The sequence below is a fragment of the Lutibacter sp. A80 genome, assembly GCF_022429645.1.
In the GTDB taxonomy this organism is placed as follows: Bacteria; Bacteroidota; Bacteroidia; order Flavobacteriales; family Flavobacteriaceae; genus Lutibacter.
Window position 1 is genome coordinate 1,607,934 of record NZ_CP092480.1, and the last position, 17,476, is coordinate 1,625,409.

General features: G+C 29.1%; 11 protein-coding genes. All 11 read right to left on the minus strand.

Annotated elements, in window-relative coordinates:
• Position 1: 1 nt before the first annotated feature.
• Positions 2-1,114, minus strand: a complete 1,113-nt coding sequence (locus MHL31_RS07020; protein ID WP_240228408.1) for a hypothetical protein — start codon at positions 1,112-1,114, stop codon at positions 2-4.
• 1 nt (position 1,115) lies between these two features.
• Positions 1,116-2,105, minus strand: a complete 990-nt coding sequence (locus MHL31_RS07025; protein WP_240228410.1) for a polysaccharide deacetylase family protein — start codon at positions 2,103-2,105, stop codon at positions 1,116-1,118.
• On the minus strand, positions 2,102-2,980 hold the full coding sequence (locus tag MHL31_RS07030; RefSeq protein ID WP_240228412.1) for a hypothetical protein: 879 nt from the start codon (positions 2,978-2,980) through the stop codon (positions 2,102-2,104). Before MHL31_RS07030 ends, MHL31_RS07025 begins: the two co-directional genes overlap by 4 nt.
• Before the next feature lie 13 nt (positions 2,981-2,993).
• Positions 2,994-4,289 carry a polysaccharide deacetylase family protein gene (locus MHL31_RS07035; protein ID WP_240228414.1) on the minus strand — a complete coding sequence of 432 codons (1,296 nt, stop codon included), beginning with the start codon at positions 4,287-4,289 and terminating at the stop codon, positions 2,994-2,996.
• A 172-nt stretch (positions 4,290-4,461) separates the two neighbouring features.
• Complete coding sequence (radC, locus tag MHL31_RS07040; protein ID WP_240228416.1) at positions 4,462-5,160, minus strand: DNA repair protein RadC; 699 nt, start codon at positions 5,158-5,160, stop codon at positions 4,462-4,464.
• A gap of 394 nt (positions 5,161-5,554) precedes the next feature.
• On the minus strand, positions 5,555-7,222 hold the full coding sequence (locus MHL31_RS07045; RefSeq protein ID WP_240228418.1) for a SusD/RagB family nutrient-binding outer membrane lipoprotein: 1,668 nt from the start codon (positions 7,220-7,222) through the stop codon (positions 5,555-5,557).
• 11 nt (positions 7,223-7,233) lie between these two features.
• Positions 7,234-10,326 carry a SusC/RagA family TonB-linked outer membrane protein gene (locus tag MHL31_RS07050; protein WP_240228420.1) on the minus strand — a complete coding sequence of 1,031 codons (3,093 nt, stop codon included), beginning with the start codon at positions 10,324-10,326 and terminating at the stop codon, positions 7,234-7,236.
• 182 nt (positions 10,327-10,508) lie between these two features.
• Entirely contained in the window at positions 10,509-11,348 is an 840-nt protein-coding gene (locus tag MHL31_RS07055) for an endonuclease/exonuclease/phosphatase family protein (protein ID WP_240228421.1), read from the minus strand.
• Positions 11,349-11,353: 5 nt separating this feature from the next.
• Positions 11,354-13,375, minus strand: a complete 2,022-nt coding sequence (locus MHL31_RS07060; RefSeq protein WP_240228423.1) for a glycoside hydrolase family 97 protein — start codon at positions 13,373-13,375, stop codon at positions 11,354-11,356.
• Positions 13,376-13,555: 180 nt separating this feature from the next.
• Positions 13,556-16,201 (minus strand): glycoside hydrolase family 3 N-terminal domain-containing protein, encoded by a 2,646-nt coding sequence (locus MHL31_RS07065; RefSeq protein ID WP_240228425.1) that lies wholly within the window; start codon positions 16,199-16,201, stop codon positions 13,556-13,558.
• 38 nt (positions 16,202-16,239) lie between these two features.
• A complete protein-coding gene (locus MHL31_RS07070) occupies positions 16,240-17,421 on the minus strand; it encodes a PNGase F N-terminal domain-containing protein (protein ID WP_240228427.1) in 1,182 nt (393 codons plus the stop codon).
• Positions 17,422-17,476 lie beyond the last annotated feature (55 nt).

A 17,476-nucleotide genomic window follows, 5' to 3' on the forward strand; every position in this document is an offset into this window, starting at 1 on the left:
ACTATGTAAATACAACATCTCCATCTCCAAATTGTATTGTACTTTTTTTTATTTCGGGAAATTCTCTTAACAACTCTTTGGTTATAAAATAATTTTGAACAAATTTCTTACTTTTTAATTTAAGATATTTTTCATTTAAAAAAGTAGTATTCAACAAATCATTATATATGGTTAAATGATTTATTTTATGTGTTAAGCATAATTTTAATATTACATTTATTAAATAATCTTTTAAATTAGGAGTGATATATATATAGGGTATTTTTAACTGTTGGTCTCTAATATTAATTAATACAACTCCTGTAATTTCTCCGCTATTTGAATTATATATTACGTACCATTCAGATTTAAACTTGTTAGCAAAAGATGAAAAATAATAATTTTCCGATTTATCTTTTGTTCCAATGTCCGTTTTTATCCATGGATACTTATGTATCCATTCAAATTCTTTAACACCTCTACAAAACAACTCATTTTCTTTAAAAGATTTTAAAAAATTTTGCTCTTTTCCCGTCCATTTTTCAATTTTATTAAATTTATATAAATCTTTGTTTTTAATTTTTAAAAAATTAAAACGAACATCAAATCCAGAATTTAAAATTGTATCTAAAACGCCGAGTAATAATTTACTCTTTTTAAAAATAATGGATTTTGGTGGTAATAATTCTTTAAAACTAAACCGCATATAATGTCTATAACCATTAATAGAGTTTAATAATTGAAACTTCTCTGTTTTATCGTATACAGCTTTTGATTCATTCGCATAATTAGTATACATTAATTTCCCTTCCCAATCTTTAAAAACTTCATTAAACAAAAGAGATGAAATACCATTTCTTCTATAATTTTGATGCGTCCAAGTCCCGCTTAACCATCCGAATCTAATCGTTTTAGCAGCTGATTTAAAAGTATCTGCAAATACACTTTTATAACCAACTAATTCGTTTTTAATAAACCCTAAATATAGAACAACATCGTTATTTCTTGAATTTGGGTTATGTATATAAGAAATTGCTCTAAGCTCTGAAATTGGCTTATTTTTGAAGTTGGCAAACTCATTAGATAATAAATAAGCTTCCAAATTCTCTAATGTAATTTTCTTAATAGTTACCATATTATCTTTTCATAACGCTTTTGCCAAGTGGAATTTTTATAAAATACTTTAAATATTCTTTAATTAAAAATAGCTTTGTATTCTTACCAAAATTTTCAAAAGAAACACGCTGTAAATTATTTTTTACCATATCCCTTTTTAGTCCAGATGTTCCAAAACTGACATCTAAAATACTATCATCTAATCTGTTGAAAAAATCTATTGATACACCAAAATCGGTAAAAGGAAACGAAAAAGCTTTAATATGTTGATTTAATTCTTTATCAACCCAATTTAAACTATTTAAAGTTTGTTCCAATTGATCCTCTTGTGATAATTTATAATATAAAGGGTGATTTGTTGAATGAGCTCCAAAAGTAAATCCTTGTTCTATTAATTTTGTTATTTGATTTTTTAAAAGATACGGTTTTTCATTTTCTAAAAAATCAGAAAAATTGTAATTTAATTTGTTTGCCAACTCATCCAATAAATGCATATTACTATATTCAATTTCCAATAAACATTTTGAAATATCACTATTTGAAAATTCGTTTTGTTTGAAGAAATGATGAAAAATTAATTTATCATCATTTTCACTATTTAAATAATTATCTAATAATAAACTTGCTTTAAACCTATAAAACAAATCATTATTATCAACAAAATCCGTATTTATAAAAACGGTTGCAGGTATTTTCCTTTTCAATAAAATAGGCGCTACTATTTCATAAAAATTAGCTAAACCATCATCAAAAGTCAAATGGAAATAGTTTTCTTTTATGGGGTTTTGTGTTTCAATTAATTCACTCATTTTTTTTAACGAAATAGGTTTGTAGAATTCCATTAAAACATCTAAATCATTTTCAAAATTGGATATACTTCTGGGTGAATATAAATGTTTAATATACGTTGGTGCTGTATCAGAAACAGCATGATAAAACGGAATTAAAATCCGATGTTTCGAATTAATTATTAATTTATTTAATATTATTGATGTAATTTTTTTTATCAATTTTTAAAACTATAATAGTTAAACTTTTTAGCTCCAAAACTTTTAAAAAACTTTGCAATACCTGGTATCATAGATCCTTCAAAATCTAAAATTTCATTATCTGCAATATGTTGTTCAATTATTGAATTAAATAATAAAGACATAGCTCCATAAATTTTACCTTGTTGTGTAGTTGCAGAAAATAAATGAATTAATCTTTTATTATAATCTAAAAAAAAAGCAGCACTTACTAATTCTTCTTTAAAGTAAACGCCATAAGTAAAACCCAATTTTCTTAAAGATAATTCTTTAATTAATTTTTCAAGTTTATTAAAATTTTTAATACTAATTTTATGATTTGAGTTTTCTTTTTTTAATAAAATAAAATCCTTCAAACTTATATTTTTAGCAATTTTAAGCTGATTATCTTTAGCTTTTTTGATATTTCGTTTCAAGTTTTTTGAATAATTTCTTTCAATTTCGTTGTAACCAATCATTAAATTTAATTCCAAATTCACCTTTTCACTACAATTGTCTTTAATAAGATCGGTAACTTTAAAATTAAATATATTGAAATTATATGATCTCGGTTTTAACTTTAAAAAATTATAAATAAACAATTGAAATTGTTCTTTAGAAATTTCTGAAACAGAAAAAACACCTAATTGTTGACAAAACGGAGGTTGATCTATTTTTCTTAAAAAGAAATGTCTTTTTCTTTTTAAAAAAGGCAACGGCATAACAGCTTCATAATCATTTAAAACCAGTGCATCCCAATTATCTGCTACACAATCTAAATACCAACTAAATGCATAGATACGTGAATTTACAGATGCTTCTAAACAAGCATTGTATTTATTATCATCTAATTGATTTCTTTTTAAATAGCGAATCATAGTTTAATAAAACTTAATCTAAAAGCATTTTTTTATAAATAGCGCTCCAACCTTTCCATTTATCATTTTCACTCAACGTTTCATTATGAAACAAGGTAATAAAAGTTCCATTTACTTTTTGAACTTCATTTTTTAAATCCATAATTTTTTGAAGACTTTCTTTATTCGAAAGATTCATAAAGTCTTTTAATGCAGTATCCGTTAAAGCAAAAGGAAATAATTTTAATGGTGTTTTAATTTCAAAATCTAAGTCGTAAAAATAAAAAGGTGTACAGGTACTAGCTCTAAAACCAACCTTTTTAGCATACCCCATAGTATAATCTTCTTGTATATCTAAATCTATTAAATTTTGATAGGTTTCTGGAATTATCAGTCGTATAAAATGTTGTCTGGAAAATGAGATTGGTGTATTAATTATGCTTTCTAATCTCGATTTTTCTTTTTTTAATTTTTCGTCATTTCTTAATGAAAAATAAGACGGTTTAAAGCCTATTTTAGCATAATCTGCTACTGACTTTATCAACGATTTAAATTTATTATTAGAAAATGAAATATTTTTATCGAACGTAGTATAATCTCCAATTAAAAAGAAAAAAAGGGTTGTAATATTATGTTCTTTTTTTAATTCTAATAATTTAGAAAATGTATTATACGGATCTTTTCTAAAATTTAAATTTGTTAATAAACGATGCCAAATATTTACAAATTTAAAACCAAAAAAATCTAATAAATACCCACCTATAGACCTAACAACTCCTTTATGCTTATATGCAAATGCGGTATCTACATCAATAGTTGAAATTAAGTTAAATGTTCTTTTTTTATAAGTGTATGAAGGGAATTTTTCCTTTAAATGTTCTAAAAATTTATAAGCCCAAATATCTACTAATGGTTGCTCTAAAAAATTATTTTTAAACGCTAAACTTTCTTCAACAGGAAAACGTTCATGCATATCTTGTACATGTGGCAGATACTCTTCGTATCTACTTATTAAATAAAAGCTAGCTGCAAAAACATCAAAAGGAATACTCGATGCTTCTCCTGCAGGAAAAAAACAAGGAATTTCATCCCAATTTAAAATATTTATATCAATATCATTTATTCCTTGTTCAAATAATAAATCATGGCTTCTAATAAAAAATTCGGAACCTAATGGCGATTTAGAATACGTTATTTTTGGTCCATTATGAGCAACAAATTCATCTACTTTTGTTGAAAAAACAACAGGTATTTGTAAAATTCTTACAAAAAAATGTTTAAAAATATAATTTAACCTCGGTGTAATTTTGTGTGTATAAACTAGTAGCACTTTATTTGATTTAATGGTTTATTTATTGAAAGGTTTAATTGTATAAAATTAAATTATTAATTAGTTTGTAATTTTTAATGGTATTAAGTATTTACTTTGCTTAGTCACTAAATTATAGAATCCTTTGAATCAGCACATTTCTTACTTTTCAATATTTTAACTTTTCAAAAACCTACATCAAACTTTCATCGGCAAAGCTAAAATACGCATTTTCCGTTATAATTAAATGATCTAAAACTTTAATATCTAAGGTTTCTCCTGCTTTTTTTAATTTAGATGTAATTAATTTATCTGCATTGCTAGGCTGTAGCTTCCCTGAAGGATGATTATGACATAAAATAATTGCTGTTGCATACAATTCAATTGCTTTTTTAAACACTAACCTAACATCAACCAATGTGCCCGTTAAACCTCCTTTACTAGATTGCTGTTTGTATAGAACTTTATTAGAATTGTTTAAAAAAATAATCCAAAACTCTTCGTGTTGTAGTTCTCCAATTATTGGCTGCATAATACTAAAAACAGCCTTACTACTGGTTATTTTAGGTAATTCTAATGCTTCCTCTAACCTTCTTCTTCTACCAAGTTCTAAGGCTGTAATTATTGAAATTGCTTTGGCTTCACCAATTCCTTTAAATTTTTGTAAATCTAAAACCGATAGTTTACCTAATTTATTAATACTATTATCTATGGAGTTTAATATTTTTTTAGATAGCTCTACTGCACTTTCATTTCTATTTCCAGATCCAATTAAAATAGCTATTAATTCTGCATCAGAAAGTGCTGATTTCCCTTTTAATAAAAGTTTTTCTCTAGGCCTATCTCCTTCAGCCCAGGATTTTATAGAAAAAGATTTATTTTCATAATTCATAAGCAAGTTTTACTCAAATATAAGTATTTAAAAATATATGCTTATAAAATAAAAAAAGAGAGCTATTAAAAATAGCTCTCTTAAACTTAATTCAACTAATTTAAATTTTTGTGTTAGATATACAAACTCATTATGCTTATTAAACACTATATAAATAAATATAATTTTTAAGAAATTATTAAAAAATTTCGACCAACAACCAAATTAAAATGATGAATAAACGTAAAAAAAAATTATAAGCACTGATACCCAATGTTCTAAAATTTAATTTTTAGTTTAAACTAAATAAAGCTAATTAGTTCAACTTTAAAATAATCTTTATTAAAAATAAATAGCCAAAACTTAGAATTCTAAGTTTTGGCTATTCGTACTTTATAAAAATTTTAAATAAATTTTATTTAGCAAACCATAATTTAGTTCCTTGCAAATCATCACCTTGTTCAGATATTGCTTGCGTATAATTAGGATTACTTTGTGCTCCACTACCGTAGCGCATACGTTGTGGGTATTCACCATTTAAAGTTCCTAGTTCGTAAATTATAGAATTTGAAACCCCTTGAGATAACTCTGTAGGGTATCCTGTATCTCTAACTACAGCCCATGCTTCAAAACCATCAGTATAACTTACTAACCAACGTTGTATAGCTATCTTCTCTAATTTTTCATCTAAGGTTCCTACATTAATATTTGCTGCATCTTGAGTACTAATATAGGTTTCTACATCACCATCAGAAATTTCCCAAATCTTCATTGCTTCTCTAATTCCATCAGCAAATAAAGTTTGAGGATCACCAGAACCTATTCCTTTTAATGCTGCTTCTGCTTGTAAAAAGTAAGCCTCTGCACTTGTCAAAACAATTTCTGGATAAACATCTTCACCTTCTCCCATTTTTTGAGTAATTAATTCTCCTGGTGCACTATACATATCTATTTTAACCATTGGCTGAATATCACTATTTACTCTTGTAGGCTGTCCAATATATTGTCCTTCTTCAACATTAATTGTAGTAATATCTCCAGAAGTAGTTGCTGTGTAAACAGCTCCTGCTTCATCTAGAGCTCCCATTAAGAAATCTAATCTTTGTTGGTCATCACCATCTGATACTTCAAAAGTAAATTCTCCTCCAACAGCTGGTGAAGCATAAATTGGAAGTCTTGGGTCTTGAGTATTCTTTAATTGGTTTATTAAAGTAGCTCCAACAGACCAATATCCACCACCAGGAAAATTATTCCATACATCTCCATAAGCAGCTGCACCCCACTGACCAATAATATCATCTTTTTCCATAAGTACACTTCCTGAAGAAGCATCTAATAGAGGAGCACTTAAAGCTGAAGTAATAGTACTTGAAGCAAAATCATCTCCTGGTGCACCTAATGCACGCATACCTACTCTTAATTTTAATGTATTTGCTAATTTTTTCCATTTTTGTAAATCTCCTCCACAATATACATCATTTTCATCTACGTCATCTACACCAGAACCTGTTCTTTCTGAATCACCAATTATTGCCATTGCTTCGTCCAAATCTGCAATAATCCCTTTATAAATATCACTTTGAGCATCGTATTTAGGAGTTAAGTTACCATCAATACCAGCTTCGCTATATGGTAACATTCCAAAAGTATCTGTGTACATTTGATAATACAATGATTTCATAATTAAACCCATTGCATACATTTTTTCATTTTCAAATTCTGCACCAGTTTTTGTTAAATCCATAAATCCTTTAATGTCTCCAAAGTAACCAGCTAACCAATCCCAAGCGGCATCTGTATAACCTCTATTGTAAGTATAACCTAATCCATCATTCCACCAAGAAACATTGCTTCCAAATGTAAAATGTCCGGCATATCTATCTACATGAATTAAATGCGCTCTCCAATATGCATAACGACCCGGAGCATATAAAGTATGTTGTGGTTGCGTTATAAAAAATTTAGCACTTAAATCTGAAGATTCAAATCCTTGATTGTTTGTGTTTATTTCATCAAAATCTCCAGTACATGAAAATGTGAAGAACATTAAAACACTATATATTGTTATTTTTATATTTTTCATTTCAAAAATTATTAAAATTTAACGTTTAAACTTAAACCTAAACTACTTGTTGTTGGCAAGTTGTAGAACAATACTCCTTGTGCAAAATTACTAGTTGAATAACTTGCTTCTGGGTCAAAATTATCACTTTTCTTATATAAAAAGAATAAGTTTCTTCCTGTTAAACTTAAAGAAGCATTTTTAATAAATGTTTTTTCTAACATAGCGTTTGGGAAGTGGTATGATAAACTTACCTCTCTTAAACGTGCATTTGTTTGTTCAATTATATATTCTGAAGCAATACCACTTACAGCACCCCAATAATCTTGAGCACTAATATTTGTAGTGTTTTGTGTTAGAACTCCATCATTGTCCCAAACACCGTCAACAGTAATTCCTCCTTCTCTGTATTGTAATGTTTTTTTAGAAACACCGTTAGCATCTAAAGCAGCATCTGTACCTGAATACACTTCTCCTCCAATTCTAAAGTCAATTAAAAAGTTTAATGAAAAGTCTTTATAATTAAACGTGTTACTAAATCCACCAGTCATATCTGGTTGATAATTTCCTAATTTTACTCTCTCTTCACTAGCTTGTGGACGACCAGTTGCTGTTAATAACAGTTGTCCATCTTCTGTAGTTTTCCAAGTTTTTCCGTAAATATCTCCAAATCCTTCACCTACTTGAGCTCTTACATCAACTACTCCACTATTAGTAGAACTAAATTGAAAATAATCTTGACCGTCAATTAAACTTACAAGTTCGTTTTCATTTTTAGCTAAGTTTAAAGAAACATCCCATCTAAAATTATCATTCATTATTGGAGTACCTCCTATCATAAATTCAAAACCTTTATTTGATACTTCACCTACGTTTTCTCTAAAATATGAAAATCCAGTTGCAGGATCTACTGGTACATCAAAAATTAAATCTTTAGATGATATTGAGTAATATGTAAAATCTGCAAATAATCTATTGTCTAAAGCTTTTATTTCAAAACCAATTTCAGATGAAGTTACATCTTCAGGTTTTAAGCTTTCACTATATTTAATATTTGGAGTGTTAACAGTAATATTACCTAAATAACCACTTGAAGCAACACCATATAAGTTTACAATTTGCTGAGGGGCGGTATCGTTACCTACATTGGCATAACTTAAACGTAATTTTGCCATATTAATTTTTGAAGACTCTCCAAAATCAAACATTCTATCTAATAACATACTTAAACTAGCAGATTTATAGAAATAAGATCTATTTTCACTAGAAAGCGCTGAAGACCAGTCATTTCTACCTGTTAAATCTAAATATACCATTCCTCTATAAGCTAAAGAACCAGAACCGTAAATAGAATTTACTTTCTTTTCAATTAAATCTGATTGATTAACGCTTAATTTTAATGCATCTGTATTTCCTATAAAGTATTTTCCAGGAATTTTAAAATCAGATCCTGAAATATTAGAAGATCTAACAGTAGAATGTAATGCATTTCCACCTATATTTAAAGCTAAGTTGAAATCGTCATTAAGATCATCATTATACATTAATAAAAAATCATAATTTGTTTCAGAACGTTCGTTAGAGCCATAACTTATGGTTCCTTGTGGGTAAAAATGATGTCCAACAGCATGGTACCCTTCAGTATCATGTGAAACTACATCTGTACCTACTCTAACAAATGCCTTAAAGGTATCTGAAAAATCATACTGAGCTTTAGCAAAACCTGAAAAACGTTTTCTTTTATCCTCGTTTTTATCTTCATAAAGAATCCAATAAGGGTTACCTCCACTATTTGTAGCTGAAAGCACTCCATAACCTTCATCAAGGTTTTGATATGTTTTTAAATCGTTTATATCAATATTTCTATTTATACCGTATACATAAGCCATAATACCTTCAGTACCTTGAGAAATACGATTTTTAGCATCTTGTAAAAAGTATGTTACTTTAGCATCTAACGTAAATTTGTCGGTAATTTTACTAAAACCTCTTAAATTAAAGTTATTTCTATCAACAGTAGAGTTTGGAACAATCGCATCCATTGAAGTATTAGAATAAGAAAAACGCAATGAAGAATTCTCGTTACTATTACTAATTGCTAAAGTATTAACAATACTAGATCCTGTATCGAAAAAATCTTTTACATTATCTGGCTGTGCCACATAAGGTCTAGTTTCTCCATTGTAATATAACTGATCAGATCCATCAAATTTTGGTCCCCAAGAACCATTACTTTTTAATTCGGTTAAATCAGTAGCAAAAGCACCATCTTTACCAGCTCCATATTCATTTTGATATTCTGGTAAAAACAATGGATTTTGGAAAGAAATATTTGAAGATAATGAAATACCTAATCCTTTATCTTTACTTCCTTTTTTGGTTGTAATTAAAATTACACCATTACTTGCTCTTGACCCGTAAAGTGCTGCTGCATTAGGTCCTTTTAATACAGACATAGACTCAATATCATCTGAGTTTAAATCTGAAATACCAGTACCTAAATCTGACTTACTATACTCTCCTGAACCAGATCCATTTGCAGAACCAATACCTGAATTGTCAATTGGCACACCATCCACCACATATAATGGTTGGTTATTACCTGTAATTGAGTTATTACCTCTAATTACAACCCTTGTTCCTCCTCCTGGCCCAGAAGCAGATTGAGTAATTACAACCCCTGCTACTTTTCCTGAAAGTGAATTAACAACATTAGATTCTTTTGCTAACGAAACTGAAGATCCATCAACTTCAGAAACAGAATAACCTAATGATTTTTTTTCTCTTGAAATACCTAATGCAGTTACAACAACTTCGTCAAGAGTCTCTGCACTTTGAACTAAGGCAACATTTATTGTCCTTTTTCCATTTACAGTAATTTCTTGGTCTGCATAACCTAAAAATGAAAATTGTAATATCGCTGTATCACTATTTACATCAATACTGTAATTACCATCAAAATCTGATGAAACACCCGTAGACGTACCTTTAATAATTACATTAACACCTGGTAACGGAACACCGTCCGTAGCATCAGTAATAGTTCCTGTTACTGTTTGGGCTTGAATACTAGCATTGGCTAATAAACAAAAAACTAAAAACAGTTTTAGTACTTTTTGTATCATTTAGTTTATAAATTTGAGTTAATAATAGTTAAATATAACAAAAAATTAACATAAATTAAGTTAAAAATTCGACCAATAACACCTAAAGACAGTTAAATGAATTTTGTTTCAGTATTAAAGAAATATCAAACATTTAAGCGTTAATTTAGCATTAAATTTAAACTCTTATTTAACCTTAAATTCTAATTTATAGAAACTTCAACAAAAACGGGTAAGTGGTCTGAAGGGTATTTACAATTTTTAGAATCGCTTAAAACAGCATACTTCTCCACAGTAATATTTTTTCTACTTGTAAAAATATAATCAATTCTATCTGTTACTGGCTTGTTAAATTTAAAACCATTAAAAGTACCTATTGGACCAAATGGTTTTGTTTTACTTATACTTTTTGAATCGTTAAGTACTTTTGAAAGCAATTGAATTGGTTTAGCTTCTGGTGTTAAATTAAGATCACCCATTAACATTACAGGCAAATTTTTCAGATTAAATTCAGTTATTTTCTCTATTATTAATTCAGCACTTTTAATTCTTGCTTGTGTACCAATATGATCAAAGTGTGTATTAAAAACATAAAATTGCTGTTTTGTGGTAACATTTTCGAATAATCCATAAGTACAAATACGTTCCATAGCGGCATCCCAACCTACAGAAATTTCTGATGGGGTTTCACTTAACCAAAATGTATTATTTTCAATCGCTGTAAAACTTTTAGAATTGTAAAATATAGCACTATATTCTCCTTTTGTTTTTCCATCATCTCTACCTACTCCAATATAATTATAATCAACCAAAACACTATCTAAAAAATGTACTTGATGTTGAAGCCCTTCTTGAATTCCAAAAATATCTGGGTGGTAATAATTAATTTGATCACTTAAAAATTCTTTTCGCTTATGCCAATGGTTTTTACCATCATTAGCATTACCATACCGAATGTTATAAGTCATTATACTTAGTTTTTCTTGCGATTTATCACAAGAAACAAAAGCTATTAATATTAGTAAAAAAGTAATTTTTTTCATTGAAATTAATTAATAGGTGTAAATTTTATGGCTTGTCCTCCACCAGCAGCTAATTTTAAATTTAAAATGGAGTTAGCATCAACTTCTTCTGAATAAATTTCAATAGCTTGTGGGTTCGTTTTCCAATCGGCATCCATTCCATCTGCATAAATTTCAGCAATATATTTTTTATTAGCATCTAGAAAAGATAATTTTATTTCTAAGGTTCTTTTATTCTTATCGGTACAACTCCCTAAAAACCAATTATCACTATTTTTATCTTTCCTAACAATGGTTATATAATCTCCAATTTTACCATTTAGTACTTTTGAAACTTCCCAATCTACTCCAAAATCTTCTATAAATTTAAAAGCTGGTTCATTTTCATAATTTTCAATTAAATCTGATGCCATTTGCATTGGACTATACAAAATAACAAACAAGCTTAATTGTTTAGCTAATGTTGTATTTACTCTAGATGTACCATCATCTAAATCATTCCATTTTATTCTATTTTTTGAATTCTTAAATAAAATATCAAATGTACCTGGAGTATAATCGAATGGTCCTGCCAAACCTCTTGTAAAAGGAATTATTGTATAATGCTCAGGTGGGTTTCCTGCACTCCAAGCATTCCATTCCATTCCTCGAGCACCTTCTCTTGTCATCATATTTGGATAAGTTCTTCTAATTCCAGTTGGTTTTATCGGTTCATGAGCATTAATCATAATTTGATACTTCGAGGCTTTTTCTACAACTTTTCTATAATGATTTACCATATATTGCCCGTGATGAAATTGTCCTTTGGTTTTTATTGCACCAGCATATCCTGTTTTTACGGCTTTTACACCTATATTATGATACAACCTTAAAACTTTATCTAAATTATCTTCAAAATAAGCCGCATCTCCTCCTGTTTCTACATGACCAATAAACTGAACATTTTTTAAGTTTGCATAATATGCAATTTCATTTAAATTGAAATCTGGGTAGGGTGTTACAAAATCGAATGCACCTTTTTTACCCCAATTTTCCCAACCGGTATTCCAACCTTCAACTAGTACACCTGAAATATTATGATTGGCAGCAAAATCTATATATTTTTTTGTGGTAGCAGTAGTTGCTCCATGTCTTTCTCCTAATGTCCAAGTGTGTGTCCCTAAATGCATCCCCCACCAAACACCTATATATTTCATGGGTTGAATCCAAGATGTATCTTCTATTTTATTAGGTTCGTTTAAATTTAAAATTAAATTTGATACTATTAATTTTTCTGCACTATCTGCTATTTGAATAGTTCGCCAAGGCGAAACCATTGGCGTGTTAGTTTTAACCTTTACACCATCTGGCCAAGGCACTAAATTAGTTTTAAATGAAAAGTCTTTCTCTTTATTTTTAACTAAGGTCATACCAGCATAATCTGTTAAATTAGCTTCATGAATACTAATAAAAACGTTATTATTACCTTCTAATGTTATGGGTGTATTTGCTGTTTTAATTGAATTTAAGGCTGCATTTTGAAATAATTGCTCGTAAGAATCAAAATTTGCTGGCGTATACCAACCTTTATAATTTTTAGAAAAATTAAATTCTGTTAATTCTTCAGAAATTAAAACCTCTTTTAAATTTGCTTGCTCTGGAAGTTCATATCTAAACCCTACACCATCATTAAAAACTTTAAAGACAACGTTCATTTTTCTAAAAGGTTCTACTTTTTCTCGAAGAGAAACTTCTAATTTATTAAAATTATCAATAATTTCTATATTCTCTCCCCAAACTTGTGTCCACTTAGTATTTGAATTTGATATTTTAAAATCACTTACCAAAAAATTACCATTCATCGGTTTTGATTTTTTTAATAAATAACCCAAATTTGATGGTTTCATAATTATAGAATCTTTAAAACTTACTTCATAATTTACACTTCCATCTTTTACACGAACTTTAACTTCAATTTTAGTATCTGGTGAAGCTATTTCTATTATTTCTTCATTGTTACAACTTAATAACAACAATAAATTTAATCCTATAATTATAAAATTTCTCATTTTAAAAAATTTAATCATTTAGTAATCAACTTGTAAAAAACACATTTTACCTAATATAAATATGATGTTTCAATTTGTTTATTGAAAAAATTTTATATAATTCACTCAAAAAAGAATTTTAGCTACTTTTTAAAAAAATTTCAAGTTTTTTAATATCGTCTTTTAAAGGTTTTAGCTTAATTATTCTACTACCTCAAACATTAGTTTTTGTAAATCTTGAGAATTTCCACCAATCATAACTTCAAATTCTCCTGGCTCTACTATTTTCTCCATTTTCCGATTCCAAATGGAAAGCTCTTCTGAAGTTAATACAAATTCAATTTTCTTTGTTTCGCCCTTTTTAAGATGTATTCTTTTAAACCCTTTTAAAGTTTTTTTAGGAGTTGTTACACTGCTATAAATATCATTAATATATAATTGAACAACTTCATCTCCATCATAATTTCCTATATTTTTAACATTTACGCTCACTTTAATTTCTCCATCAATATTAATTTTTTTTGAACTTAAGCTAAAGTCTGAATATTTAAATTCAGTATAACTTAATCCATATCCAAAAGCGTATAGTGGGTTTTCACTTTCACTAACATATCTATGTATTGCTGAAGGTTTTTGATTGTAATAAATTGGCAATTGCCCAACAGATTTAGGGAAAGTAATAGGCAATCTTCCTGCTGGATTATAATTACCAAACAACACATCTGCCACAGCTTTTCCTCCTGCTTCACCTGGAAACCAAGCCTCAACAATTGCTGGAATATTTTCATCTATCCAATTTATAGAAAGTGGACGCCCGTTTAACAACACACAAACTACCGGTGTGCCTGTTTTCTGAATTGCTTTTATTAACGCTTCTTGCTTTCCATGTAAATCTAAAGTAGCCACATCTCTATTTTCTTCAACCAACTCTTTAGACTCCCCTAATACTACAATTGCTACATCTGCATTTTTAGCAATATTAATAGCTGGCTGAAAATCTACTTTTTCTAAATTCCAACGCAAATGGGCTCTAGCTCCCCAGCCACCTTCCCACATTTCTATGCGGACTTTATATTTTCTTCCGGCTTCTATATTTACTGGAGTTGTAACAATATTAGTACTTCCTTTACTCCAATTATCAATAACTAACTCGTTATCTAACCACATTCTAATACCATCATCTGAACTTAAACCCAACCAACCCTCAAAAGATTTATCTCCCTTAATAAATCCAGTCCATCTAATAGAAATTTCATCATCATTTACACCATCTGCAGGTGACCAAGGCCAATCGAAATCTAATTGTTTGTCTATTCTTGTTAGCGCTGGTTTTCCTTCTAGTTTTCTATTATTAAAATACTCTCCTTTCAATCCATTTTGAGATTCATCTGGAGTAAGTAAATTAGCAGAAGGAATTACTTGTCCTTTAACTATTAGTGGAACTCCTTCTTCATAAAAAACTTTTGCAGTAGGACTTACAACTTTTTTTATACCTTCTAAAACTGTAGTTGCAACTTTATTTCTTACCGAATAACCTCCTAATCTAGAAGCATTTGCATTAGGACCAATTACAGCTATTTTAGTTAATTTTTTACTTAGCGGTAACGTTTCTTCTTTATTTTTCAATAAAACAACAGATTTACGTCCTACCTCTAAAGCGATTTCTTGATGTTCCTTTGAATGAAAACGCTCTTTAATTAAATTTGTTTTTGTGTATGGATTTTCGAATAAACCTAACAAAAATTTAAGTCGTAAAACACCTCCAGCTGCTCTATTTATTTGACTTTCTGTCAATTCCCCTTCATTAACAAGCTCTATAATAGTTTTTTGCCAAAATTCATTTGAAAAATCATAAAACTGCATATCTACTCCAGCAGTTACTGCTTGCTTAATACTTTCTTTAGGAGAGTCTGCAGCGTAATGTGTAGTTTGAATATATTTTATAGCTCCTAAATCTGAAACTACAATTCCTTTAAATCCCCATTCTTTTCTTAAAACATCTGTTAATAACCACTCATTTGCAGCACAAGGAATTCCATCTAATTCAGAATAGGCACACATAGCCCCTAAAGCCCCACCTTTAACATATGCTTTTTCAAAAACAGGTAAAAAATCTTCTCGTGCTGTTCGTTCTCCTACAATTACTGGTGAAGAATTACCTCCAGCTTGCGGATAACTATGTACTGCAAAATGTTTTGGTTCTGCTATAATAGAGCTATCTGAAGAAAGTGAATCTCCCTGCATTCCAGTAATCATTGCTAATCCAATTTCACCGGCTAAATAGGTATCTTCACTAAATGTTTCTGCAACTCTTCCCCAGCGAGGTTCTCTACCTACACCAAGTACAGGACCTAACCCAAAATGAACTCCATGTGCACGCGCTTCAGTTCCAATTACAGTTCCTACTTTTTTCATTAAATCTGTATCCCACGAAGCTCCCATACCAATATTCATTGGAAAAGCTGTAGCTCCTTCTCCAAAATATCCATGCAACATTTCACACACTATAAGTGCTGGAATACCCCATCTATTACTTTCAATTACATTTTTTTGAAGTTTATTTATCATTTCTGCCGAATTTGGATAAATATCGTGAATAGCTCCAACTCCCAGATTTCCTATTGTATTTATTGTTTTAGATTCAGAAAACTCTTCACCTTCTTTAAAATACGCGCCTTTATACATATCCATTTGACGGACTTTTTCCTCTAAACTCATTTTAGACAATAAGTCTTGTACTCTATCTTCAATAGGTAATTTAGCGTTTTGATAAGGGTATAGACTCTGCGCATTTGAAGTATTATAAAGTCCAAACACCAAAAATAAAAGCAGGTATAAATTTTTCATTATTATATTGATATTATATTTACTAATTTTTTAAACCTCTATTCTTCATAGGTAACATAAGCTGAAACCAGCCAATGATTTAATTTATCTCCTTCAGCTGCTGTTGCTGGAATAGAAATTTTAACAGTATGTTTTCCTGGGTTTAGATAACTTAAATCAATTTTAAAAGGTTTTACTGATGAACCAGGACACCAATTAGATCTTGACAAATCTGATGATGCAATACGTTCTTCAATTTCTTTTATTTGATACGATCTTGTTTTAGAATCTATATAGGAAGCGGAATCTTTTTTTATCCAAACACCAGAAGTTGGATTAAACCTTCTAAAAGAAGCGCAATCATCTCGCCAAGGAACGGTGTCTAAAACTAGTTTATTATCTATAAAAACACTGTTTTTAATTTTTATAAACTCATCACCTCCACTATGTCCACCATGGCCGGTAGTGGTGTAATACAATTTAACATTTTTGGCTTTTTTAGGCAATTCAAAAGTTTGCTCTAAAACTGTTCTTGCAAAAAAATCTGGTAATGATTGCCCGTTTACATACGGAACAGTATTTACCAAAGCTATTACTTTTTGAGTTTTTCTAGAACGATTAGAATAGCTTAATTCTAAGTCTACTTCATACCCTTCTGCAGTCCAACTATCAATCCAAACACCAACATAAAAAGTATTTGTTACCAAACTTTTTAATTGTGAAATATCTTGTTCCCAAACTACTTGTTTTTCCCAAGAAGGAATGTAAACAGGTCTTCTATATTTTACAGTATTATCGCTATAATATCCAACACCAAAAGGAGTCATAAAACGCAATAACTCTACAACTGGCTTGTAGGTATCAGTTGCTTTTACACCTTTAAATTTAGTATCTATTGTAGAAGCTATTGGAAATTCTTTATTCCCTTTTGAAATATCTATAATAGATAATTCATCTAAATTATTTACCACAAAACAAGAACCAGACTTATCCCAACGATCTCCATTTGAACGTACCGTTAATTTAATGCTAACATCTGTCCCTTTTTTAAACTTTGGAACCGATACTTTTTTATAAATTATTCTTCCAGATTGTAACCGTTCAACTTCAATATCTTTTCCTGGAGTACCATTAAAATTTATTGGCTCTTTTTTAAATACGGTGTAAGTAATTTCTTCTTGAGCATTTACTGAAAAAATTGCAGTAAACAACAATGTTATAAAAAGTGTATTTAATTTCATTTTTATTGATTCATCTGGTTATTCGTACTATAATACATTTCGTTTATTACCCTGA